Source organism: Idiomarina sp. OT37-5b, assembly GCF_002968395.1.
Classification (GTDB): Bacteria; Pseudomonadota; Gammaproteobacteria; order Enterobacterales; family Alteromonadaceae; genus Idiomarina; species Idiomarina aquatica.
Genome location: NZ_CP027188.1, coordinates 828974 through 851959, shown reverse-complemented (window position 1 = coordinate 851959; position 22986 = coordinate 828974). Strand labels below are relative to the sequence as shown.

Sequence of the window (22986 nt, the reverse complement as noted above, 5' to 3'; positions counted from 1 at the left end):
TTTAATTATCGACGGCACATTATAGCGAAACCGCACTAAAACTCACCCTTTCGACAAAAAAATAACCCGGAGTTCACAGACTCCGGGTTATTATTGATTCAAAATCTTTTATAAAAAAAGCGCGTTAGCGCCTTAATTAATTTACTGCGTCTTTCAGAGCTTTACCGGCTTTGAAAGAAGGTACTTTTGCAGCAGCGATTTGAATGGTTTCACCCGTTTGTGGGTTACGACCCGTGCGCGCAGAACGCTCACGTACGCTGAATGTACCAAAACCAACCAGGGCTACCTGGTCGTCTTTTTTCAGAGCTTCGGTTACTGCATCAATCATTGAGTCCAGTGCACGACCAGCAGCAGCTTTAGAGATATCTGCACCTGCCGCGATTTTGTCAATTAGCTGAGACTTGTTCACAGTATCATCCCCTTCGATTGTTATTATCAAATTTCCGTGGTTCCATTCGGATTTTTTAAATGGGCCGAAATTGTTATATCAAGCTTAATTTAAATGTTCAACACCATACTATCCGAACTTTTTCTGTCCAGCCGCCCGGCAACTACTCAGGCCGGTGTTAGCTTTCACAGTTAGGCTACCACAGTGGTTACGTTTGAAAACCCTTTTTTCGATATTTTTAACGAAAAAATGCGGCCTACAGGCGTATTTCTATGCCATAGACCGCATTCTGCCGTTTTCCAGCTCAAACGCTATACGACGTTTGTATTAGTTGCTCGACATTGGGTTCTTTTCCAACGCCACAGCCAGCACTTCATCAATCCATTGCACCGGCTGAATGGTCAGATCTTTCTTAACGTTATCAGCAATTTCCTTCAGATCACGCTCATTGTCTTTCGGAATTAACACGTGTTTAATGCCACCACGATGCGCCGCCAACAGTTTTTCTTTCAAACCACCGATCGGCAGTACTTCACCGCGTAACGTGATCTCACCGGTCATCGCCACTTCCGATTTAACCGGAATCTTGGTCAACGACGACACCAAGGCCGTCACCATCGCCACACCAGCGCTGGGGCCGTCTTTCGGGGTTGCCCCTTCTGGCACGTGCACGTGAATATCACGTTTTTCGTGGAAGTCATCGGCAATACCGAGCTTATCGGCACGGCTGCGAACCACCGTCAGCGCGGTCTGAATCGACTCCTGCATGACGTCACCCAAGGAACCGGTAGAGGTGATTTTGCCTTTGCCCGGCACATTGGTCGCTTCGATGGTCAGCAGATCACCACCGACTTCGGTCCACGCCAGACCGGTGACCTGACCGATTTGATTGGCTTCTTCCGCTTTACCAAAGTCAAAGCGTTGCACACCAAGGAAGTCGCTCAGGTTATCCTGCGAAATCTCTACGTGCTTAATCGACTTATCCAGCAAAATCGTTTTTACCGCCTTACGGCACAAACGTGACAGTTCACGCTCGAGGTTACGCACACCGGCTTCGCGGGTGTAGTAACGAATAATGCCGACAATTGCATCATCCTTAACGGTAATCTCTTTTTGCTTCAAGCCGTTGCGTTCGATTTGTTTCGGTAACAGGTGACGTTTGGCAATGTTCAGCTTCTCGTCTTCGGTATAACCGGACAAGCGAATCACTTCCATACGGTCCAGCAACGGCGCCGGAATGTTCATGCTGTTCGAGGTCGCCACAAACATCACATCCGATAAGTCGTAATCGACTTCCAGATAATGGTCGTTGAAGTTAACGTTTTGCTCAGGATCCAATACTTCCAGCAACGCTGAAGCCGGATCGCCGCGCATGTCAGCGGACATCTTATCGATCTCATCCAACAGGAACAGCGGGTTACGCACACCCACTTTGGCCATTTTCTGGATCAATTTGCCCGGCATAGAGCCGATGTAAGTACGTCGGTGACCGCGAATTTCAGCTTCGTCGCGAACGCCGCCCAACGCCATGCGCACATATTTACGGCCGGTTGCTTTGGCAATCGACTGTCCCAGCGAGGTTTTACCCACCCCCGGCGGTCCTACCAAACATAAAATAGCGCCTTTCACCTTGCTGGTGCGCTGTTGTACCGCAAGGTACTCGATAATGCGCTCTTTCACTTTTTCCAGACCGTAGTGGTCGGCATCAAGAATTTTCTCGGCATTCGCCAAATCTTTCTTAATGCGCGATTTTTTCTTCCACGGAATCGACACCATCCAGTCGATGTAGCCACGCACCACGGTTGCTTCCGCCGACATCGGTGACATCATTTTCAGCTTCGACAGCTCCGCTTCAACTTTTTTACGGGCTTCCGCCGGCATTTGTGCGGCATCGATTTTCTTCTGTAACTGCTCAAATTCGTCAACGCCGTCTTCGCCTTCACCGAGCTCTTTCTGAATGGCTTTCATTTGCTCATTCAGATAATACTCGCGCTGGCTTTTCTCCATCTGCTTTTTAACCCGGCTGCGAATGCGCTTCTCAACCTGCAGAATATCGATTTCACCTTCCATCAGCGCCATCAGGTATTCCACCCGCTCACGCACATCGGTAATTTCCAGTACGTGTTGCTTGTCCGCTAACTTCAACGGCATATGAGCGGCCATGGTATCGGCCAAGCGGTCACAGTCGTCAATCCCCGACAACGAGGTCAGCACTTCCGGCGGAATCTTTTTGTTCAGCTTTACATAGCCTTCAAACTGATTCATCGCCGAACGGGTCATCACTTCCTGTTCTTTTTCCGGCAACTCTTCTGAGGCCAGATAATGGATGCTGGCTTTAAAGAAATCGTCATCATCCTGTAAGTCATCCAACTGCGCACGCTGCTGTCCTTCTACCAGCACCTTAACGGTACCGTCAGGCAGTTTCAGCAGTTGCAACAGCGTGGCTACCGTGCCGACACGATAAATATCGTCCTCGGCAGGTTCATCGACCGAAGCGTCTTTCTGCGCTACCAGAAACACTTTCTTGTCCGCATCCATCGCCGCTTCCAAACACCGAATCGACTTCTCGCGGCCAACAAACAGTGGTATCACCATATGGGGGTACACCACTACGTCTCGTAACGGCAGAACAGGCATGGTCATTTGTTCTGTACGTTCTTCGCTCATTAATTTCTCCCGACCTTGGTTATAACTGTTATATGCGGTCTCAACGGCAAAGTTCAATGTTTGACAGAAAAAAAGGGCCATACGGCCCTTTTTTGCACACATTTTGCGCTAAAACAGCGGCTTACTCACCCGAGGCCTGTTTATCCTTACCTTGATTAGCATAGATCAAGATTGGATCAGACTCACCGGCAATTACCGATTCGTCCACCACCACTTTAGCAACCCCTTCGATGGAAGGCAGTTCATACATGGTACCGAGCAGAACATCTTCGACGATAGAACGCAAGCCTCGTGCGCCGGTGCGGCGTGACATCGCTTTTTTAGCGATAGCCCGCAAGGCGTCATCACGGAACTCCAGCTCAACACCTTCCATATCAAATAATGCCGCGTATTGCTTGGTCAGTGCGTTCTTCGGCTCTTTCAGAATCTGCACCAGAGCTTCTTCATCCAGTTCATCAAGTGTCGCAACCACCGGCAGACGACCGATAAACTCAGGAATCAAACCGTATTTAACCAGGTCTTCCGGTTCAACCTGAGCAATCACCTTGCCTTCTTCGGCTTGCTTCTTACTTTTCACTTCGGCCCCAAAACCAATGCCGGTGCCGGTCGCCAGACGCTGTTCAATGACTTTGCTAAGGCCCGCAAATGCACCACCACAGATGAACAGAATTTTCGAGGTGTCGACCTGCAAGAATTCCTGTTGGGGGTGTTTACGACCACCCTGTGGCGGCACCGACGCTACCGTCCCTTCAATCAGTTTTAACAGCGCCTGTTGCACCCCTTCGCCACTAACGTCGCGAGTAATCGACGGGTTATCTGACTTGCGCGAGATTTTATCGATTTCGTCAATGTAGACGATGCCGCGCTCGGCCTTTTCCACATCATAATCGCATTTCTGCAACAATTTCTGAATGATGTTTTCGACGTCTTCACCCACATAACCGGCTTCGGTCAGGGTGGTCGCATCCGCCATGGTAAACGGCACATCAAGGTAACGCGCCATGGTTTCGGCGAGGAAGGTTTTACCCGAGCCCGTCGGACCGATCAGCAAAATATTACTTTTACCCAGTTCAATTGGCTCTTTGCCTTTACCACTGTTACGCAAGCGCTTGTAGTGGTTATATACGGCCACCGACAGCACCCGTTTGGCACGATCCTGGCCAATCACATAGTCGTCCAGGTTGGCACGAATTTCTTTCGGTACCGGCAGTTTATCTTCTGCGGCCGCCGGCGCGATGTCCTGGATCTCTTCTTTCAAAATATCGTTACAAAGATCCACACATTCGTCGCAAATAAACACTGACGGCCCGGCTATCAGCTTTTTAACTTCGTGCTGACTTTTACCGCAAAAGGTGCAATACAGCGGCTTATCGCCTTCACCTTCGGTTTTATCAGTCATGCTTCTCTCCTACTGCTCTTCGCCACGCTGGCTCAAAATACCATCAACCAGACCGTAATCTACGGCTTCCTGTGCCGCCATGAAGTAATCGCGATCGGTGTCGCGCGCCACTTTCTCGTAATCCTGTCCGGTATTATCCGCTAACATACGGTTTAAGCGCTCTTTCAGATCGAGGATCTGTTTGGCGTGAATTTCGAAATCCGAAGCCTGGCCCTGGAAACCGCCTAACGGCTGGTGAATCATTACCCGTGAATTCGGCAGACAATAGCGTTTGCCCTTAGCACCACCGGCCAACAGGAAAGCGCCCATACTGGCAGCCTGCCCCATGCACACGGTACTGACGTCGGGTTTGATAAACCGCATGGTATCGTATATCGCCATACCGGCCGTTACCACGCCACCCGGCGAGTTAATGTAGAGATAAATGTCTTTATCCGGATTGTCCGACTCCAGGAACAACAGCTGTGCCACAATCAAATTGGCCATATGGTCTTCGACCTGACCACAACAAAAAATCACCCGCTCTTTCAACAAACGAGAATAAATATCGTAAGAACGCTCACCCTTAGAAGTCTGTTCGACCACCATTGGAACAAGCTGTGCCATTGGGTCCTGAATATCACTCGACATTAATTTAATGCTCCTGAAATAAAAATGGCTCGTATGAGGTCATACGAGCCATTAAACCAAGCAGATACGGAGTCCGTCAAGGATTCCGTCTTGATCTTACTGCTTTGGGTTCATAATATCGTCAAAGCTCGCTTCTTTCTCAGAAACGTTTGCTTGCGACATCACGTAGTCAATTGCCTGCTCTTCCAAGGCCAGGTTACGAACCTGTTGCATCATGTCATTGTTCGACTTGTAGTACGCAACCACTTCTTCAGGGTCTTCGTACGCAGAAGCCGCGTTCGCAATGATGGCGTCAACTTTTTCGTCATCTGGCTTCATTTCGTTTTGGCGAATCACTTCACCCAGTAACAAGCCAACTTTAACGCGTTCTTTTGCCTGTTCTTCGAACAGTTCTGCCGGCAATTCAGGCATTTGCTCTGGGTTGCCGCCGAAACGTTGTGCAGCCTGCTTACGCAGCGCGTCGATTTCCTGGTCGATCATCGCTTTTGGCAACTCAACGTCGTTATGCTCAACAATACCCTTCAGCACCTGATCTTTCAGCTTACCTTTAACGGCATTGTTCAGTTCGCGTTCCATGTTTTTACGCACTTCAGCTTTTAGCGCATCAACACCGCCTTCTTTAACGCCAAACAACGCCACAAACTCGTCGTTCAGTTCTGGCAGTTCACGTTCTTCAACGGTTTTCGCGGTAACCACGAATTGCGCGTCTTTCCCTTTCAGGTTTTCCGCGTGGTAGTCTTCCGGGAACGTCACTTCGATGGTCTTTTCTTCGCCCGCTTTGATGCCTTTGATTTGGTCTTCAAAGCCAGGAATCATGCGGCCTTCGCCCAGTTCCAGCTGGAAGTCTTCGGCTTTACCGCCTTCGAATTCTTCGCCGTCAATTGAACCGACAAAATCCATGGTTACACGGTCGCCTTTCTTCGACTTACGCTTAACTTCTTTCCAGCCAGCGTGTTGCTTGCGCAACGTTTCCAGCATGTTGTCGACGTCTTCGTCAGTAACTTCAACCGCAGGCTTTTCAATAGCGATTTTATCCAGGTTTTTCACTTCAACTTCTGGATACACTTCGAACGTCGCAGTGAACTCAAGGTCTTTACCCGGTTCATTCACTTTAGGTTCGATAGCAGGCGCGCCGGCAGGGTTTAATTTTTCCTGCATGACCGCTTCGTAGAATTTGCTTTGCATCACACCCGATGCCGCGCGCGAACGAGCTTCGCGACCAAACAGCTTCTGCAGCACGTGTGGAGGAATTTTTCCCTTACGGAAACCGTTCACACGACGGTGACGGTATTCTTCTTTCAGTAAACGTTTGACTTCGTTGTCAATAGTATCCGCCGGTACCGAAATGGTGACGCGACGTTCTAAACCTTGAGTTGTCTCTACAGAAACCTGCATTGCTTCATTACCTCGGTTTCAATCAATGAATGTCGTGCGCCCCTTTTGTTATCAAATGCTAATCAAAAGATGTGGGCACCACAACGGCGTTGACCTTTAAAAATGACGCAGCATTATAGCGAGGTAACCGACGCGAGTCGAGAGGCTAAGAGGAAAAAAGCTGGCGGGCGTGCGTTAAAAACGCACGCTACTGTTCCAATTTTAAGATGAGGTTATTGATTTCACCCAGTCGATCCGGTTTATCGCCGCGCATATTTTCCTGATCAGCAACTTCCGTTTCGTATTCATCGTAACGCCACTGTTTGAGGATTTCGAGCTTCTGTTCTTTGCTCAGATCGTCACGCTTCAGAACATTTTCAGGCTCACCGAACGTACCCGCGGGATTGCGCAAACAGGTTTCATAATCAGCCATTGCGACCTCCAATAATGTACACTAGCGAAGAAAGATTCTGACGTTAAGTCTAGTTGTAATGAGGGGATACGCAAATAAATCGGCAGACGATCAGATAACCGCAGTAACAATAATGGTCGGCGAGACTGGATTCGAACCAGCGACCCCTTGGACCCAAACCAAGTGCGCTACCAAGCTGCGCTACTCGCCGAAAACCTAGATTGTTCACTGGAGGAAAAAAGAAGTGGGGTGGATGATGGGACTTGAACCCACGACAACCGGAATCACAATCCGGGGCTCTACCAACTGAGCTACACCCACCACTGATAGACTTTTGTTTGGCGCGTTCTGGCGCACCCGGCAGGATTCGAACCTGCGACCGACGGCTTAGAAGGCCGTTGCTCTATCCAGCTGAGCTACGGGCGCATATCGAACTTTTCCTGCAACCGCCTGCTTTTATAAATGGTCGGCGAGACTGGATTCGAACCAGCGACCCCTTGGACCCAAACCAAGTGCGCTACCAAGCTGCGCTACTCGCCGAACTTTCATAAAAGCGTGTTATCAGCTTGCTGGCTGACAACGGGGGCGAATATTACCTGCTGCGATTGTCAGCGTCAAACATTTTTTGCGAAACAATGACTGAGTGGCTACTTTTGCAACAAGCTGTCTATTTTTAGCACATTATCACTCAAAAAGCCGTCACTTTTGCCGTACTATCGTACAGTGACAAGGCATCGCAAAACTCGTACACTATAACGCCAGACCAAACACTCATCATCTAGCTTGGGGAATAACCGACACATGCCCGCACAAATTATCGATGGTAAAGCAATCGCTGCCGCCGTTCGAGAACAAGTAAAGTCGCAAATCAGTGAACGTATCAACAGTGGCCTGCGCGCGCCGGGGCTCGCCGTAGTTCTGGTCGGCAAAGATCCCGCCTCCGAAGTGTATGTCGGCAATAAACGCCGCGCCTGTGAGGAAGTCGGCATCAAATCCTTTGATTATGATTTACCGGATTCCTCCTCACAACAAGAGCTTGAGGCGCTGATTGACCAATTGAATGACGATCCGCAAATCGATGGAATCCTTTTGCAGTTGCCGTTACCGGCCGGACTTGATGCAACGCCAATTCTTGAACGGATCCGTCCGGACAAAGACGTCGATGGTTTTCACCCTTATAACATCGGTCGATTGGCACAACGCATCCCGGCGCTGCGCCCCTGCACACCCAAGGGCGTTATTACCCTGCTGGAAAGCACCCAGATCGATTTGCACGGGTTAAATGCGGTCGTGGTCGGCGCTTCCAATATCGTTGGCCGTCCAATGAGCCTTGAGCTATTGTTGGCCGGTGCCACCACCACAGTCTGTCACCGTTTTACTAACGACCTTGAGCAACACGTGCGCCGCGCCGACATTTTAGTGGTTGCGGTGGGCAAACCTGAGTTTGTTCCCGGTGATTGGGTGAAACCCGGTGCCATCGTCATTGATGTCGGTATGAATCGTCTTCCTGATGGCCGTCTCACCGGCGACGTGGAATATGCCGCCGCAGCAGAACGAGCCGGTTGGATAACGCCGGTACCGGGGGGCGTCGGACCAATGACCGTTGCCTCGCTGATTGAGAACACTTTACAGGCCTGCGTCGATTATCACGACTAACGGCGATAGCCGCTGAGCATCTCGTGTTGTGCCGAACTGCTCAGCGGCCACTGCGGTCGGCCCTGACCGTTGCCAAGCACGCAGTTACCCCGCCACAACGCAAGCTGCCCCAGAAATTCGGCCACCAACGGAATCGTTAAATCTTCACACCATTGTGTTTCGATACGCAGTACCCGTGCCTTGGCCCATGCTTCGGAGTCCTCCTGAGCCTGACGGGCCGCATAGTGATCAACGGCAATTTCCCTGATGTAACGACGCTGTTCATTATCCCAGCGCCGCTCGGCAAACCGCTGAAAATCTTGCTTGGTCGGTTGCAATACCTTTAACCGTCCGTATAGGGCATAATGAATCCCTTGCTCCACCACCGCTTCGGTCGCTGCGGCGACGGCTTCACTGTGTTGCAGTTGTGGTTTGACACCGGCCATCCCCAAAATCAACATATTACGCATTTTGCTCTGGTTGCCGTGATTGATGGCCCCCACCCTGACGGCATACTGGGTTGCCGTATGCAATGTCTGCTGAGCCCACCACAGCCACAGCAATTGAGTAATAAAACAAATAGCCAATAAAATGATTGGCCATACCACCACAAACTCGGTCACCGCCTGAGCTCGTTGTCGGTGCAATGACGACAATCTATGGCGCAACATAACCAATGACCTTGACGCTCAATAGCGGCGGTTGCCAGTGATAATCGTTAAAGTCTTTCATCAGCAAGGTCACCGACGGTCGATGGATTTCAGCCCGCATGATCAGACGATGTTGATCGGCTTCAAACTGCCAACCACCGGTATCCGGGAACACCAATGACTGCGACAACAAAGCGGCGCTGACCAATTCACTCTGGCTGTCGGCAAAACGTCCGTGCAGGCGGTAAAAGTTGCGTTGCGCCTGTTGCAGTTGCAGCATCGATAGCCGCCACACCTGTACCTGCTGTAACGCCTGTTGCTGTTGCCAGAGGGCAAACCAGCTCAATGACAGCGTCGCGGCCACTGCCAATGCCGCGACAGCCGATAGTAAGGTCATGCCTTGGTTGGGCATGTTAGCCCTTGAAAGTAGCTGTAAAATCACCTGCTGCATATGATGAAACTACAGTCTGGTCAGATAATTCTTTAACCAAGCGGGCACCTTCTTCATCAGAGTTAACATTTGTAAATCTCACAATATATTGTGTCGGTACTGTTGTATCAGGGCCAATCATTACATCCCCACCCCAGGGGTTTTTCTCTACACCATTCCCCCAGGTCGCCGGAACCGCACCGATAGCGCTCAGTTCGGTAATACTGATACCGGTATAGACGCCCGTATTCGGTCGCCACATTTGCGCGCCCGATTGCAGCGTCGTGATCATGCTTTTCGCTTCTGAAATGCGCGAATTGGACACCGCCCAATCACGCAGCACCAGCGTTCCCAGGGTGGCGATAGCGATAATACTCAAAACCGCTAACACCTCGATAAAGGTAAACCCACGTTGTATCACTCGTTTCATCATTACTCTCCTTGTTGATAAATCCGTCCCTGTCATTGCAGTAAGGCCATCATCGTTTGCCCACCCGCCTGCAACAGTAGCAATAACAGCGCAACAATAACCCCATACAGCAACGCCAACGTCAGCCATTGTCGTCGCAACAACTGTCGCCGAATACTGGTATCGCAACGCAATGCGGTACGCCAAAGGCCGTCAACGGCGGCGCCGTTGTGACCGCTGTTGTGTAACCGAAATAATAACTCCGGTGTCAGCAGCCCGGTGCTCATCACCTGCGACAGATGCTGTTCTCCGCGAGCCAGCCGGTTTGCCATACATTGCAGATGATACCCGGCATATGGGTTTGACAGCGGCTGCAAACGCCGCAGGCTGTCTTGCAGACTCAGTCGGTGCCGTAACAGTAACGCCACCATCTGCGTCACCCAGACCGCGCTCATGGCGCGTTGGTAGCCGAACAAACCCAATCGTTCCAGTCGCCAGCGCCAGGGCGCTATCCAATGGCGCCCCAGCCAACGATAAAACAGCCACAGCCCGACCGCCGTGCATAGCAACACGACACCCCACTGCATCAATAATTCGGCCAGCGACAGCACCACGTTAATGCTCCAGTGCTCCACCGGCACCGTTGCGTGCGCCAGCAGCCGAGGCAAGTACGATTGCCCTGCCGCCAGCGTTGCCGTCAGTACCAGCGCCAGCACAAACATCGGGTACAGACGCTGCCGCCAGAGGCTGAGCTGTAACTGATAACGACGTCGCTGAAAGTCGCGGTAACCATGCAGCAAATCGGTCAAACAGTCACTCTGCTGTCCCAGCGCGAAAACCTGTAATAATTCAGGGTTCAGGCAGTCTTTTAAGCCACTGATCATGGGGCGACCACTGCGCAGACACTGATAAAGTCGTTCGGCCATCCGCGCTTCCGCCGCCAAACCGTACTGTTGCGCACTCAAACACATTGCCTGCGCAGCCTGGAGCGGACTGCAGCCATCCTCCAACCACAGGCAATAATCCTCCACCCATTGCCACTGCCGAGTTGTCGACCAACGCAGTAACAACGACGATTTAGCAGGCACGAGGGCCCTCGGGCTGGTACTGATACACTTGCGCCGGTTCCGACAAGCTGCCGCGAGCGCCGGGTTGTGCACGCCAGCGTGCCGCCATCGACTGCCAGCCCTGCTGACACAAGTAGTCTCGCCAGCCACTGTAATCCTCGCGACGGAGAAAACGGCGCGCCGGATGATCCATCAACACATATTCGGCAACCAGCAGCGACTCCGCTCCGCGGTGCACCAAATGCTGTGCGATAATGCCCTGCAACACACCGGTTGCAATCAGTTCATTAATGCGCAGACCAAGGTTGGTCAGGCGCTGAATCGCGCCAATACAGTCATGAGCGTGTAACGTTGCGGTCACCAGATGCCCGGTCAAGGCAGCCATCAAAGCGGCTTGGGCAGTCTGCGCATCGCGAATTTCACTGATCGAAATCACATCAGGATCTTCCCGTAGGGCAATTTTGATGTGCTCTGAAAAATGCTCGGATTGTCCATCGACCCAACGTTGTTCCACCCCCGGCTGAACAATTTCAATCGGATCTTCCAGTGAAATGATTTTCCGATCCGCCCCAAACAGTTGATTTACCGCCGCCAGCGTCGTGGTTTTGCCATGACCGGTGGCGCCAACGATTAAAATTAACCCATGCCGGTGACGGATCAATTCGTGGATCCCGGCCTGCACATCGGCGGCCATATTCAATTGGCTCAAACTGAGCGCCTGCTGCTGTTCCGGCAATAACCGCAGGGTCACCGCAAAGCCATGATTAATCGGTGACTTCTGTAACCGCAAACGAACCCGCTGCGCTTCGTGCTCGGCGGTCGCCGGCAACAGCAGTTCGATACTGGCACTGTCGCAACTGTCTTCATTAAACACCTCCCGATAATCATTACTGTAAGTATTCAGCGCCGCCGCAATGGATTCCACCATGGCTTCCCGACTGCGGTGCCGAGCCCCGATCAGGCGTCCTTTGACACGAAAATTAACCACCGCCCGTACCGGCGTAAACCGCAAATGAATGTCTGACGCCTGCATCGCCAGTGCTTCGCTCACCAGATCCGTTAAGGTCTGTTGTGCGCGAGTGGTATTCATTTGCCCGTTCGGCTGACTCAGTAAACCGTCCCCACCATGTTCGCGCTCGGCCTCGTCCAACAACGAGCGAATATTCGCGGCGCTGGCAAATGCGGTAACCACCGGCTTTTGCAACCGTTCCTGCAGCATTTGCTTAACGTTATTCATCTCCAGTTGCGCCTGCCGCGGCACCGCCGGAGAACACACCAGCATGCCGGCTTCGGTTGCGAGAATGGCCAGCTCCGGCTGAGCATTACTGCGCCAGCGTTCCGACAATTCAAGACAATAACTGAGAATCGAGGGCGGAATGACACACCCCTGTAGCTCACTGCTCTCAACTAGCGCTTCGGCCATGATGGTTCTCCAACGGCGGGTAAGGTTTTGCGATGCCAGTGCGGCTGTTGATTGACCTGATAACGCGTCAAGCTCAGGCCCGTAAAACGGACCGTACTGACCAGTTGATGGGGTCGCGCCGGCGCAATCGCTTGCTGCGGCGATTGAGTGCGCCCATTAAGTTCAGCCAATTGCTGTAATAGTTCGGCGTGTTGTAACTGCAACTGTGCTAATTCATTGTCCAGCTGCTGTTGCTGGATTTGTAACTGCACCTGCTGATAACGTTGATTCAGTGCCTGCACATCGACCGTCGATTGCGGCGGTGACGGCAGTGCTGACGCTGCCACACTGTATATGCTCAGCAGCGCCAATGGCATTGAGCGGTTGTTGTTCTTCATTGCACCACCTTCCCTGTCGTGGTTAACACCCATTCTCCATTCCAGCCTTTGCCGACCGCCTGCAGCGACGCCGAGTCGCTGTGCAGGGCTAACGGCAACAACCGCTGTATCAATTCATTAAGCTGTGCCAGTGACCAGTTTTGCCAACGCAGGATCAGTTGCTGTCCTTGTTGCGACAACGATAGCCCAGGCCGCTGCTCCGCCAACAGCAACAATGCTTCACCGTGTAACTCAGAAACGGTTGGTGCCTCAGCCTGCGTGCGCCGTTGCAGCGTTAATGACAGTTGTTGCCGGCGCGTCAACGGCATCCGTTGCGATGCGGTCTGCCAGCCCACCGCATCGGTGCGCTGTAAAGAATGCAGAGCGAGCGGAGCATGACCACGGTATTCAAACGATAACGAGGCACCGCTAAGCGTTATTCCGGTAAGTTCCCAGGGGCCATGCCAACGAGACTCCGCAACGGGTAACAGCGCTGTCATCACCTGTCCGGCAGGCAGCCATGACAGTACCGCCACAGCCGTGGCGTCGGCATCATGATCCATCGCCGGTTTAGTCGGCCAGCCGTACCAAAGTCCAACGGCCACACCGCCAACCACCAGCAACAAAGCTGCCGTCAGGCGCAACCGGCGGCGACGCCGGTAGTTCGGCAGGTAATGTAACTGCTCCAGTGCCAGCAATCGCTGGTGACGAAATTTCACCGGCACTTGCCCGGCGTCCGTCCATGGCGCCGGTAACTCCTCATTCCAGCCATGTTGCAGGCACTGCGCCGCTGCCCGGTCACGACACTGCTGTTGAAACTCCTCGACACACGCGGCCAACGGCTGCTGACACACTCGAACCAGTTGCCCCTGATGCCAATGGATCAGCAATGGCCCCTGGCCATGCTTGACCAAAATCCAGCAATCACTGTGTTGATCGAGTTCGGCGGAGACACTCATTACCAGGTCACAACATTCGCTGGTTGCCAGCGACAGCCACCAGTTGCCGCCGACAAAATACAGTCGTGCATAGTGATAACCGAGCTGCTCAGCTCTCTGCCTGACTGCCTTCAGCGGCGGCTGGCGAATGCCCCAGCATTCACGGAATAAACCTATCGCCAGATGCATCAGTGTTCGGCCCCGACAATATAAGGCGTTAGCAGCAACAGCGTTTCGCTGTTGCCGAGTGCATGCTGAACGTCGCCGCCTGCCAGCCAACTGAATAAGCCACGCTGTTCACCGTGCTCACTGCGCGATTGTTGTAACCCCGACAGCAGCAGTGTTTGCCGATGGCCGACCATGGCTTTGAGAAAAAACGTTTTCCGCGATGTGCGCGGTGTTTGTATCTGCTGCTCACCGGAAGACACCGTATCCAGCCCTTTCAATGCGCTGAGGCTTGAGGACAATTGCAGGATCACCTGTTGCTGTTGAATTTTCGGCAGCAAAAACAATTCAAAGCCGGTCGTCACCCGCCCGGGAAGCAACAGCTGTTCGGTACCGACGTTAGGGGTGCTGGTTGAACCGGCCGAGGCTAAATAACTGGTTTCGTCCTCGACCAAAATACGCGCCACCTGATTGTTTAACGTCAGCACCCGCGGCTGATGGCTGATGCGCACCTGGCCCTGCTGCTGCAGCGCATCGATCAATACCTGCGAGCCACGAAAAGCACCGCTGTCACGTTGCAGTCCCAACGATAACACTGACTGTACCGCAGCGGCGGAGGTGTTGGCGGCCGCCGTTAACGGACCGATGCCATCGATATGCCGCAGCAGCTGCCAGTCAATGGCGTATTGCTCACGGTCGTTAAAGGTCACTTCGATCACCTGCACGTCAATCGCGACCTGCTGCGTTAACTGTCGGTTCAGATCGGCAATATAGTCAGCCACCGACGCCATCACGGCAGGCGTGTCCTTAACCACTACCGAGGTTGAGCTCTGATTGATCGATAGTTCGCCCCGCTCCGACAGCATCAACGTCAGCGTCCGCTCAAGGTCCTGCCACAGCGATAACTGCTCGGAGGCAAAATTTAAATATTGTTGTGATTGTGGCACCAGTCCGGCAACGGTTTCAGCACGCTGATGCGGCCTGTTGCGCTGGCCCTGATCACCCAGCATAAAGCGCGTGTCACCGGATAAAAACGACACATCAAAGCGACGCACCTCCAACTGCCTTACTTCGGCGCGGGCCGCAAACGGTTCAATGATTAATTGATGCGCATTGGCAATCCAGGCTAACAACTCCCCCACCGTACCCTGGTGATCGGCAAACACCAACGCATCGGTATCCACTTCGTCGGCCACCACGACCCGCACGCCAAGCGGGGACAGGAGTTGTTGCAAGGCTTCGAGCAACGTTATACCGCGCATATCCGCCTGCACCTGTTGGCTAAACCAGGCCGGCTTGTCAACGCTGGCTTGATCCAGCGCCGGCACATAAAACTCGTCACTGACCACAACGGTTTGCTGCGGCGTCGGTAAACGCTGGTAGGGATAGCGATCAGCCAACTGTTGATGGGTTGTTTGCTGTAACGCATCCGCTCGTTGCAGCAATTGTTGCGGACTTTGCACACAAGCGCTAAGCAGCAACCCACTCAGCATCGGCAAAGCGCAGCGCAGGCGTGCCGACACCGTCATAGTGCAGCAGCGTCTCGATAGCGCACCACGGCGCTGTGGTTGGGGTGCATGACGAGCTGTAAATGATATGGCTGCAGCACACGCCGTAATACTTCCGCCCAACTGCCGGCGCGAACCGTATGTTCGGTTGGCCATTGGTGATGCGGGGACGCCTGCCAATCGAGCACTTTGATGGCCAGGTGTTCACGCAGTAACTGCCGAATTTGTGGTTCTAGTTGTCCGCGTTGCAACTGCATCGCAACGTCTGCGGGTGTGGTTACGGCCGTGGTCTGATGTGGCGTAGCTGAGGCATCTAATTGCAGTGGCTGGCAAGGCGCTAATTCGGTCGCCGCTGCCGGCGCAGCGACGACCGGAAATGCCAACATAATGCAACAACTGCAAAGTTGAGAGAGGGATACACGTTGCGACATTATTGGACCTCCTTGTCCCGTTGACAGTGTCTTCCTGACACCCGTCAACTGTAGAAAGAAGATCCGTTACTGCCTAGTGGAAAACACCGACACAGGCTGTAGGAAATTGACTACTTTTTATCGATTTCCCAACGACCGTTGTTATAAAACGCCTTCCAGCCGGTCTGCTTTTTATTGATTTCGGTAACCACGTACTGCTCTTTGGTTTTGCGCGAAAAACGCACAATCGCATCGTTACCGTCATCGTCTTCCTGCGGTGCTTCGGCCAGATACTTAAACTTCTCCGGCAAACGGTCTTTAAAGCGTGCCAGTTCTTTCACCGTCACCGCGCGGGTCTCACGCGATTTGGGGAAGGTATTGGCGGATAAAAAGATACCCGAAGCGCCGTCACGCAGAACAAAATACGCATCGGAATCTTCGCACGGCAGTTCCGGTAACGGCACCGGGTCTTCCTTCGGTGGCGCCGGCTCACCGTTGCGTAACAACTTACGGGTGTTCTTACAGTCGCTGTTGGTGCAACCAAAGTACTTACCGAAACGCCCTGATTTAAGCTGCATTTCAGCACCACATTTATCACACTCGATGGTTGGACCATCATAGCCTTTGATGCGGAACGAGCCTTGCTCAACCAGATGACCGTCACAGGTCGGATTATTACCGCAAACGTGCAATTTACGCTTCTCGTCAATCAGGTAACTGTCCATGGCGGTGCCACATTTCGGACAGCGTTTTTTCGCCCGTAACGCTTCGGTTTCGGCCTCATCGTCATCGGAAACTTTAACCGCTTCCTCCCCCGGCACCAGATTGAGTGTCTGTGTACAGCGCTCTTTCGGCGGCAGGTTATAGCCGGAACAGCCCAGGAATACCCCGGTCGACGCGGTACGAATACCCATCTTGCGGCCGCACTTCGGACAATCGATGTCGGTCAGCACCGGCGGATTGCCGCGCATACCCCCTTCGGTCGGTTCCAGTTCGGCTTTTTCCAGACGCTCTTTAAAGTCCTGATAGAACGAATCCAGCGTTTGTTTCCAGTCTCGTTCGCCGGCGGCGATATCATCCAGCGCCTGTTCCATCTCGGCGGTAAAGTTGTAATTCATCAACTCGGTGAAGTTTTCGATCAGTCGATCGTTAACGATCTCACCCATTTTTTCCGCGTAAAAACGGCGGTTCTCAACTTTTACGTAACCGCGATCCTGAATCGTCGAAATGATCGACGCGTAGGTTGACGGACGACCAATACCCCGTTTTTCCAGCTCTTTAACCAGCGAGGCTTCGCTGTATCGAGCCGGTGGCTTGGTAAAGTGTTGCTGCGGATCCAGTTTCTGCAGGTCCAGGGTGTCGCCTTTGTCGACGTCCGGCAAAATCTGATCACCGTCTTTTTTGCTACCGGACGGCGGCATCACTTTGGTCCAACCGGCAAATTTCATCACCCGACCGCGGGCTTTAAGTTCGAAATCACCGGCCTGTGCCGTCAGAGTGGTGCTGGTGTATTTCGCCGGTACCATCTGGCACGCCACAAATTGCCGCCAAATCAGCTCATACAGACGCTGTGCGTCACGTTCCATCTGCTTTAACTGTTCGGCTTTCACCGCCACATCCGATGGACGAATCGCTTCGTGAGCTTCCTGAGCGCCCTCTTTTGAACCATAGCGGTTGGGCTTCTCCGGCAGATAATTTTTCCCAAACTGTTCTTCAATTAACGCCCGGCAGGAGGCAACAGCATCGGCACTGAGGTTCGTTGAATCGGTACGCATGTAGGTAATGTGACCGGCTTCGTATAAACGTTGTGCCAGGGTCATGGTTTTCTTAACACCAAAACCCAGTCGCGTACTCGCTGCCTGCTGCAGCGTTGACGTAATAAATGGCGCTGACGGACGACTGCTGGTTGGTTTATCTTCCCGTGCAATAACCTGGTAACTGGCGTCTTTTAACGCCTCCAGCGCGCGTTGTGTTTGCGCTTCGTTATTCGGACGGAAGGTTTTGCCCTGTTCTTTGGCCACCTGCATGCGCAGTTCGTCACTCGACGGCGTCATTAAATCGGCAAACACATCCCAGTACTCTTCCGGGACGAAGGCTTTGATTTCGCGTTCACGCTCTACAACCAGCCGCACGGCGACGGATTGCACCCGTCCGGCCGACAGTCCGCGGGCAATTTTTTTCCACAGCAACGGCGACACCATAAAGCCGACCACCCGGTCGAGGAAACGCCGGGTCTGCTGCGCGTTAACCCGCGCCGTATTTAACTCTGCCGGGTGCTTAAAGGCTTCTTGAATCGCCGATTTGGTGATCTCGTTAAACACCACTCGCTGATAACGATTATCGTCACCCCCGATCAGTTCTTTTAAGTGCCAGGCAATAGCTTCCCCCTCGCGGTCCAAATCCGTTGCGAGAATGATGGCATCGGATTTTTTCGCCAGTTGCTGCAGTTCCTTGACCACTTTTTCTTTGCCCGGCAGCACTTCGTAATGGGCTTCCCAATCGTGCTCGGGATCAATACCCATACGCGCAATCAGGCGTTTGTAATCGCGCTGCTTCTGATAGCGTTCTTTTTCTTCCGGTGCCATCTTACGAATTTCTGCAGCCGGTTTGCTCGGTACTTTTTCCACCGCTTTGGTGGGCAGATCACGGACATGACCGACACTGGACTTAACGACAAAGTCCTTACCCAGATACTTGTTAATCGTTTTAGCTTTTGCCGGGGACTCGACAATAACGAGCGATTTCGCCATAGATTTTATGCTTCTCTTGATAATGTATGACCGACGATATAAGTATTCGACGACGTGATTACAACTGTCACTTGGTCAGTATTTCCTTTTTTTAGGTATATCGGTAATTGCTGGCAGAAACAACCATTGTCCGACAATTTGATAAAAATTCGCACAACTGACATAAACAGTCAGCTTGGCTGCGTTAAGCCAAAGCCCGCAAAAATAAAGGCTTACAAGCTAGCTTTAACAACGTATAATAGCGTCAATCCGATCAATTCGACGCACTATTACAGGAGCGCCTGAACGTGACCATGCAACATTTTGAAGTAAACTATGACGGCCTCGTCGGCCCGACACACAACTACGCAGGCCTGTCATTTGGCAACGTTGCCTCATTGGCCAATGCCAAATCATCGTCGAGCCCGAAGGATGCTGCCTTGCAGGGACTGCAGAAAATGAAAGCGCTGCACGACATGGGTATGAAGCAGGGTGTGCTGGCGCCGCAGGAACGTCCTGACGTTTATGCATTGCGCCGGGTCGGCTTTACCGGCACCGACGCCGAAGTGTTGTACAAAGCGGCCACACAAGCGCCGGCCATCTTTCAGGCGGTTTGTTCCGCGTCCAGTATGTGGACCGCCAATGCGGCAACGGTATCGCCAAGCGCAGACACGGCCAACGGTAAAGTGCACTTTACGCCGGCCAACCTGACCAATAAATTCCATCGTTCGCTGGAGCCGCAAACCAGCGGTCGTATCCTGCAGGCGATGTTCAGCAACGAACGTTACTTCCATCATCATAAGCACTTACCGGATAACGAGCATTTTGGTGACGAAGGCGCCGCCAACCACACCCGTCTGTGTCGTGAATACGGCCACGCCGGTGTCGAGTTGTTTGTCTATGGCCGACATGCCTTTGATTCATCAAAGCCGGCACCAAAGCGTTACCCGGCTCGGCAAACACTGGAAGCCAGTGAAGCCATCGCCCGCCTGCACGGTCTGTCAGAGGACAACACGGTGTTTATCCAACAGAACCCGGATGTGATTGACCAGGGCGTGTTCCATAACGACGTGATTGCCGTCGGCAATCAGAACGTGCTGTTCTATCACGAGCAGGCATTTGCCGACACCGAAGCCAAACTGGCGGAGATTCAGCAGAAATTTGGTGACAGTGAATTACACTTTATCAAAGTCAATACGGCCGACGTCAGCGTCGAAGACGCGGTCAGCACCTATTTGTTTAACACTCAGTTGATCACGCCACCAGACGGCAAGATGACCATCATCGCGCCGACCGAGTGTGAAGAGAACCCGCGCGTTAAGGCGTACCTCGACTCGTTAGTCAGCCGTGGTGGTCCGATCCAGCGGGTAGAATTCTTTGACGTTAAGCAGAGTATGCGCAATGGCGGTGGTCCGGCGTGTCTGCGTCTGCGTGTGGCGTTAAATGACGAAGAGCTGGGTGCGGCCAACCAGAACTGTTTGATGTCTGACGAGCTGTTTGCGCGCCTTAATAAGTGGGTTAATAAGCACTACCGCGACGAGTTGGCGGTGGATGATCTTCGTGATCCGGCTCTGCTGGAGGAGTCACGCGCCGCCTTGGACGAACTGACGCAAATCCTGAAACTGGGTTCAGTCTACGCGTTCCAACGCTAGACACGGGCTTACGCCCGCTTGCCAGGCCAGGCACGCCGAAGTGCGTGCCGCCCGGCAAGCCGCCTTAGGCGGCGTCTGCCGCGCAGCGTTTAATCGTTGTCGTTGTGCAGTTCCAGGTTGGCGTCTTCACTGCCGTCACGCTGTGCTTTAGCCGTGTCGTTGCGCGCCGCATCCAACTGATCCAGGTAATCCTGACTGATATCACCCGTCACATACTCACCGTTAAACACCGACGTTTCGAAGCGCTGAATGCTTGGGTTTTCCTGACCAACAGCCGCTACCAGGTCTTCCAGATCCTGATAAATCAATCCGTCCGCTTTGATCATGTCACAAATCTCGATCGATTCACGGCCATGACCAATCAGTTCGTTGGCGCTTGGCATGTCAATGCCATAAACGTTCGGGAAACGAATTTCCGGCGCTGCTGAGGCGAAATAGACCTTCTTTGCCCCGGCATCACGAGCCATCTCAATGATTTGCTCCGACGTCGTTCCGCGCACGATAGAATCGTCCACCAACAACACGTTCTTGCCTTTAAACTCGGCACTGATGGCGTTCAACTTACGACGCACCGATTTACGTCGTTGAGTTTGCCCCGGCATGATAAAGGTACGGCCGATGTAGCGGTTTTTAACAAAACCCTGGCGGTACGGTAAATCCAGCGCACTGGCAATTTCAAGCGCGATATCGTTGCTGGTTTCCGGTATTGGAATAACCACATCGATGTCCAGATCGGCGTAATCCCGCTTAATTTTCTCACCCAGTTTACGACCCATATTAACCCGTGACGCGTACACCGAAATACCGTCGATAAAGGAATCCGGACGAGCAAAATAAACATACTCAAAAATGCACGGGCAATGCTTCGGCTTATCCGCGCACTGACGCGAATACAATTTACCGTCGTTAGTGATGTAGATCGCCTCGCCTGGCTCAACATCACGCACGTATTTAAAGCCGGTACCGTCAATAGCAACGCTTTCTGAAGCGACAATGTACTCATCACCGTCTTCGGTCTCACGTTTACCTAACGCCAGCGGGCGAATGCCCCAGGGATCACGGAACGCGACCAGGCCATGTCCGAGAATCATGGCTACCACGGCATAGGCACCACGGATTTTGCGGTGCACGGCAGTAATGGTACGAAAGATATCATCATCGTTCAGACGCAGGCTGTCGTTTTTATCCAGTTCATTGGCAAAAACGTTGAGCAGGATTTCGGAATCCGACGTCGTGTTGATGTGGCGACGCGCGGTTTTAAATAAATGATTATGCACGTCCGCGGCATTGGTCAAATTGCCATTATGAGCCATGGCAATGCCAAAAGGCGAGTTGACGTAAAACGGTTGAGCCTCCGCCGAGCTTGAGCTGCCTGCGGTTGGGTAACGCACATGGCCAATACCGACTTTGCCGGCCAGACGGTGCATATGGCGTGTATGAAAAACGTCACGAACCAGTCCATTGGCTTTGCGCAGACGCAAGGTGTTGTATTCATCCACCGTCATGATGCCGGCGGCATCCTGACCACGGTGCTGGAGCATGGTTAAACCATCATACAACGCTTGGTTAACGGGCTGCTTGCCAACGATACCAACAATACCACACATAAAACGATGACCTCTTAAACGGGTTTCGGGACTAAAAAGCTAGAGCTTGTTTCGAGATATTCAAAGAACCACTGAATGAACACGCCAAAATGCGGGATCAGGACCGAATCTTGCCACCATTGACTGTCGGACAAGCCCGTAAACGAATCCATGAAAAACAACAGCGCGGCCACAATTAAAACGCCGCGTAAGGCGCCAAACACCAGTCCCAACACGCGATCCGTGCCGGATAGTCCGGTATGTTCAACCAATTTGGATAAAATGTAATTGACGATGGCGCCGAGGATTAGGGTAACAACGAAAAGGATGGCGATAGCGGCTCCGTTACGGAGCATGGGGTCCTGCAGTTGGGTAATGTATACGGCCAGATCCTGATAAAACTGACTGGCGATAAAAAAGGCCGCAACCCAAATGACCAGTGATACCGCTTCTTTTATAAAGCCGCGAACCAAGCTGACCAGCGTTGATATCGCGATGATGCCAATTATGGAAAAATCTATCCAGAGCATAAGCACTCGTTAGCCCGTCAAAAAGTGTGCGAATTTTAACAGAAACCAGGCAAAAATGTGCCTTTTTTTCGTTAAGGTTTGTAGCTGAGCACTTTACCGTTAAGTCCGGTCAGTTTGGTCAGTGCCGGCAACTGTTTTTCCAGCTCCGCTTTCGAGGTGTCCGGCCCCACCATCAGCTTGGTCAAACGGCCGGACCGTTCACTGTAGGCCGCATAGCCTTTATCCCGTAATTGCACCACTAATTTATTGACGCTGTCGGCGTTACTGAAGGCACCAAGCTGAATAACGTAAGCTTCGCCGTCCGCGGCAAACTCTTTGGGCTCTCGCGGCGGTGCCTGAAGCGTTGCGGCGCTGTCGTCATTATTAATGGGCTGTGCCGTGTCAGCGGTCTTTTCCAGCTCGCTCTCATCGTTCTCGGCATCGTTCTGCTGCAACCGCGCACGAGTTTCCTCAGGCACAGGCTGCGGCTCCTGCAGCGCTACTTCCTGTTCCGGTTGCAAAGGAATGGTTTCGAATTCTTCGACCGTTTCGGCTTTTTCGCCGTCGAGCACATCGGGCAAAATAATGACGGCAAGTGCGACTAAGATGATGGTTCCAACCAATCGATTTTGTAGTGGGCTGGCCAAAC

At 52.6% G+C, this 22986-nt stretch carries 21 protein-coding genes and 4 tRNA genes; 2 read left to right on the top strand and 23 right to left on the bottom strand.

The window, feature by feature from the left end; all coding sequences use genetic code 11:
* Nucleotides 1–136 precede the first annotated feature (136 nt).
* The 10 genes from hupB to C5610_RS03795 all read right to left on the bottom strand — a co-directional run bounded on the left by hupB (nucleotide 137) and on the right by C5610_RS03795 (nucleotide 7410).
* The gene (hupB, locus tag C5610_RS03840) at nucleotides 137–409 is read right to left on the bottom strand and encodes a nucleoid-associated protein HU-beta (RefSeq protein WP_071463528.1); all 273 of its coding nucleotides are present in this window, start codon (nucleotides 407–409) and stop codon (nucleotides 137–139) included.
* 306 nt (nucleotides 410–715) lie between these two features.
* On the bottom strand, nucleotides 716–3055 hold the full coding sequence (gene lon, locus C5610_RS03835) for an endopeptidase La (RefSeq protein ID WP_105307699.1): 2340 nt from the start codon (nucleotides 3053–3055) through the stop codon (nucleotides 716–718).
* A gap of 121 nt (nucleotides 3056–3176) precedes the next feature.
* Complete coding sequence (gene clpX, locus C5610_RS03830) at nucleotides 3177–4454, bottom strand: ATP-dependent protease ATP-binding subunit ClpX (RefSeq protein ID WP_105305981.1); 1278 nt, start codon at nucleotides 4452–4454, stop codon at nucleotides 3177–3179.
* 9 nt (nucleotides 4455–4463) lie between these two features.
* The gene (clpP, locus tag C5610_RS03825; RefSeq protein WP_105305980.1) at nucleotides 4464–5084 is read right to left on the bottom strand and encodes an ATP-dependent Clp endopeptidase proteolytic subunit ClpP; all 621 of its coding nucleotides are present in this window, start codon (nucleotides 5082–5084) and stop codon (nucleotides 4464–4466) included.
* Nucleotides 5085–5180: 96 nt separating this feature from the next.
* Nucleotides 5181–6479, bottom strand: coding sequence for a trigger factor (gene tig, locus C5610_RS03820; protein ID WP_105305979.1), 1299 nt, complete (start codon nucleotides 6477–6479; stop codon nucleotides 5181–5183).
* A gap of 187 nt (nucleotides 6480–6666) precedes the next feature.
* The gene (locus C5610_RS03815) at nucleotides 6667–6891 is read right to left on the bottom strand and encodes a hypothetical protein (RefSeq protein WP_105305978.1); all 225 of its coding nucleotides are present in this window, start codon (nucleotides 6889–6891) and stop codon (nucleotides 6667–6669) included.
* Between the two features lie 113 nt (nucleotides 6892–7004).
* Nucleotides 7005–7081 (bottom strand) — tRNA-Pro (locus tag C5610_RS03810).
* Nucleotides 7082–7115: 34 nt separating this feature from the next.
* Nucleotides 7116–7191: transfer RNA gene (locus C5610_RS03805), tRNA-His, on the bottom strand.
* Between the two features lie 28 nt (nucleotides 7192–7219).
* Nucleotides 7220–7296: transfer RNA gene (locus tag C5610_RS03800), tRNA-Arg, on the bottom strand.
* Between the two features lie 37 nt (nucleotides 7297–7333).
* A tRNA-Pro gene (locus tag C5610_RS03795) sits at nucleotides 7334–7410 on the bottom strand.
* A 261-nt stretch (nucleotides 7411–7671) separates the two neighbouring features.
* Here C5610_RS03795 and folD point away from each other — a divergent pair.
* Nucleotides 7672–8526 (top strand): bifunctional methylenetetrahydrofolate dehydrogenase/methenyltetrahydrofolate cyclohydrolase FolD, encoded by an 855-nt coding sequence (gene folD, locus C5610_RS03790; RefSeq protein ID WP_105305977.1) that lies wholly within the window; start codon nucleotides 7672–7674, stop codon nucleotides 8524–8526.
* Here the strand turns inward: folD and C5610_RS03785 are convergent.
* The 10 genes from C5610_RS03785 to topA form a co-directional block, all read right to left on the bottom strand.
* Nucleotides 8523–9176, bottom strand: coding sequence for a TadE family protein (locus C5610_RS03785; protein ID WP_105305976.1), 654 nt, complete (start codon nucleotides 9174–9176; stop codon nucleotides 8523–8525). The two genes, folD and C5610_RS03785, sit on opposite strands and share 4 nt — an antisense overlap.
* On the bottom strand, nucleotides 9163–9567 hold the full coding sequence (locus C5610_RS03780) for a hypothetical protein (protein ID WP_105305975.1): 405 nt from the start codon (nucleotides 9565–9567) through the stop codon (nucleotides 9163–9165). The genes C5610_RS03785 and C5610_RS03780 overlap by 14 nt, the downstream gene beginning before the upstream one ends.
* Nucleotide 9568: 1 nt before the next feature.
* Nucleotides 9569–10018, bottom strand: a complete 450-nt coding sequence (locus tag C5610_RS03775; protein ID WP_262340004.1) for a type 4 pilus major pilin — start codon at nucleotides 10016–10018, stop codon at nucleotides 9569–9571.
* Between the two features lie 29 nt (nucleotides 10019–10047).
* On the bottom strand, nucleotides 10048–11082 hold the full coding sequence (locus tag C5610_RS03770) for a type II secretion system F family protein (protein ID WP_105305974.1): 1035 nt from the start codon (nucleotides 11080–11082) through the stop codon (nucleotides 10048–10050).
* On the bottom strand, nucleotides 11072–12484 hold the full coding sequence (locus C5610_RS03765; RefSeq protein ID WP_105305973.1) for an ATPase, T2SS/T4P/T4SS family: 1413 nt from the start codon (nucleotides 12482–12484) through the stop codon (nucleotides 11072–11074). The genes C5610_RS03770 and C5610_RS03765 overlap by 11 nt, the downstream gene beginning before the upstream one ends.
* The gene (locus C5610_RS03760; RefSeq protein ID WP_105305972.1) at nucleotides 12469–12861 is read right to left on the bottom strand and encodes a hypothetical protein; all 393 of its coding nucleotides are present in this window, start codon (nucleotides 12859–12861) and stop codon (nucleotides 12469–12471) included. The genes C5610_RS03765 and C5610_RS03760 overlap by 16 nt, the downstream gene beginning before the upstream one ends.
* Nucleotides 12858–13967, bottom strand: coding sequence for a hypothetical protein (locus tag C5610_RS03755; protein ID WP_105305971.1), 1110 nt, complete (start codon nucleotides 13965–13967; stop codon nucleotides 12858–12860). Before C5610_RS03755 ends, C5610_RS03760 begins: the two co-directional genes overlap by 4 nt.
* Nucleotides 13967–15472, bottom strand: coding sequence for a hypothetical protein (locus C5610_RS03750; RefSeq protein ID WP_158682654.1), 1506 nt, complete (start codon nucleotides 15470–15472; stop codon nucleotides 13967–13969). The genes C5610_RS03755 and C5610_RS03750 overlap by 1 nt, the downstream gene beginning before the upstream one ends.
* Nucleotides 15469–15882 carry a hypothetical protein gene (locus C5610_RS13575; RefSeq protein ID WP_157982897.1) on the bottom strand — a complete coding sequence of 138 codons (414 nt, stop codon included), beginning with the start codon at nucleotides 15880–15882 and terminating at the stop codon, nucleotides 15469–15471. Before C5610_RS13575 ends, C5610_RS03750 begins: the two co-directional genes overlap by 4 nt.
* Nucleotides 15883–15992: 110 nt before the next feature.
* On the bottom strand, nucleotides 15993–18611 hold the full coding sequence (gene topA, locus C5610_RS03745) for a type I DNA topoisomerase (RefSeq protein WP_105305969.1): 2619 nt from the start codon (nucleotides 18609–18611) through the stop codon (nucleotides 15993–15995).
* A gap of 293 nt (nucleotides 18612–18904) precedes the next feature.
* Between topA and astB the strand changes: the two genes are divergently transcribed.
* Nucleotides 18905–20242: an N-succinylarginine dihydrolase gene (gene astB / locus C5610_RS03740; RefSeq protein ID WP_105305968.1), complete on the top strand. Its 1338-nt coding sequence runs from the start codon at nucleotides 18905–18907 to the stop codon at nucleotides 20240–20242.
* Between the two features lie 89 nt (nucleotides 20243–20331).
* Here astB and purF read toward each other — a convergent pair whose 3' ends face one another.
* The 3 genes from purF to C5610_RS03725 all read right to left on the bottom strand — a co-directional run bounded on the left by purF (nucleotide 20332) and on the right by C5610_RS03725 (nucleotide 22984).
* Nucleotides 20332–21849: an amidophosphoribosyltransferase gene (gene purF, locus C5610_RS03735; protein WP_105305967.1), complete on the bottom strand. Its 1518-nt coding sequence runs from the start codon at nucleotides 21847–21849 to the stop codon at nucleotides 20332–20334.
* A 14-nt stretch (nucleotides 21850–21863) separates the two neighbouring features.
* The gene (locus C5610_RS03730) at nucleotides 21864–22358 is read right to left on the bottom strand and encodes a CvpA family protein (protein WP_105305966.1); all 495 of its coding nucleotides are present in this window, start codon (nucleotides 22356–22358) and stop codon (nucleotides 21864–21866) included.
* Between the two features lie 71 nt (nucleotides 22359–22429).
* Entirely contained in the window at nucleotides 22430–22984 is a 555-nt protein-coding gene (locus C5610_RS03725) for an SPOR domain-containing protein (RefSeq protein WP_105305965.1), read from the bottom strand.
* Between the last annotated feature and the right edge of the window lie 2 nt (nucleotides 22985–22986).

Excerpts from the sequence above, each read along its gene's own strand:
- lon (WP_105307699.1), bottom strand. The coding sequence starts at position 3,055 with ATGAGCGAAGAACGTACAGAACAAATGACCATGCCTGTTCTGCCGTTA.
- clpX (WP_105305981.1), bottom strand. The coding sequence starts at position 4,454 with ATGACTGATAAAACCGAAGGTGAAGGCGATAAGCCGCTGTATTGCACC.
- clpP (WP_105305980.1), bottom strand. The coding sequence starts at position 5,084 with ATGTCGAGTGATATTCAGGACCCAATGGCACAGCTTGTTCCAATGGTG.
- tig (WP_105305979.1), bottom strand. The coding sequence starts at position 6,479 with ATGCAGGTTTCTGTAGAGACAACTCAAGGTTTAGAACGTCGCGTCACC.
- C5610_RS03815 (WP_105305978.1), bottom strand. The coding sequence starts at position 6,891 with ATGGCTGATTATGAAACCTGTTTGCGCAATCCCGCGGGTACGTTCGGT.
- folD (WP_105305977.1), top strand. The coding sequence starts at position 7,672 with ATGCCCGCACAAATTATCGATGGTAAAGCAATCGCTGCCGCCGTTCGA.
- C5610_RS03785 (WP_105305976.1), bottom strand. The coding sequence starts at position 9,176 with ATGTTGCGCCATAGATTGTCGTCATTGCACCGACAACGAGCTCAGGCG.
- C5610_RS03780 (WP_105305975.1), bottom strand. The coding sequence starts at position 9,567 with ATGCCCAACCAAGGCATGACCTTACTATCGGCTGTCGCGGCATTGGCA.
- C5610_RS03775 (WP_262340004.1), bottom strand. The coding sequence starts at position 10,018 with ATGATGAAACGAGTGATACAACGTGGGTTTACCTTTATCGAGGTGTTA.
- C5610_RS03765 (WP_105305973.1), bottom strand. The coding sequence starts at position 12,484 with ATGGCCGAAGCGCTAGTTGAGAGCAGTGAGCTACAGGGGTGTGTCATT.
- C5610_RS03760 (WP_105305972.1), bottom strand. The coding sequence starts at position 12,861 with ATGAAGAACAACAACCGCTCAATGCCATTGGCGCTGCTGAGCATATAC.
- C5610_RS03755 (WP_105305971.1), bottom strand. The coding sequence starts at position 13,967 with ATGCATCTGGCGATAGGTTTATTCCGTGAATGCTGGGGCATTCGCCAG.
- C5610_RS03750 (WP_158682654.1), bottom strand. The coding sequence starts at position 15,472 with ATGACGGTGTCGGCACGCCTGCGCTGCGCTTTGCCGATGCTGAGTGGG.
- C5610_RS13575 (WP_157982897.1), bottom strand. The coding sequence starts at position 15,882 with ATGTCGCAACGTGTATCCCTCTCTCAACTTTGCAGTTGTTGCATTATG.
- topA (WP_105305969.1), bottom strand. The coding sequence starts at position 18,611 with ATGGCGAAATCGCTCGTTATTGTCGAGTCCCCGGCAAAAGCTAAAACG.
- astB (WP_105305968.1), top strand. The coding sequence starts at position 18,905 with ATGCAACATTTTGAAGTAAACTATGACGGCCTCGTCGGCCCGACACAC.
- purF (WP_105305967.1), bottom strand. The coding sequence starts at position 21,849 with ATGTGTGGTATTGTTGGTATCGTTGGCAAGCAGCCCGTTAACCAAGCG.
- C5610_RS03730 (WP_105305966.1), bottom strand. The coding sequence starts at position 22,358 with ATGCTCTGGATAGATTTTTCCATAATTGGCATCATCGCGATATCAACG.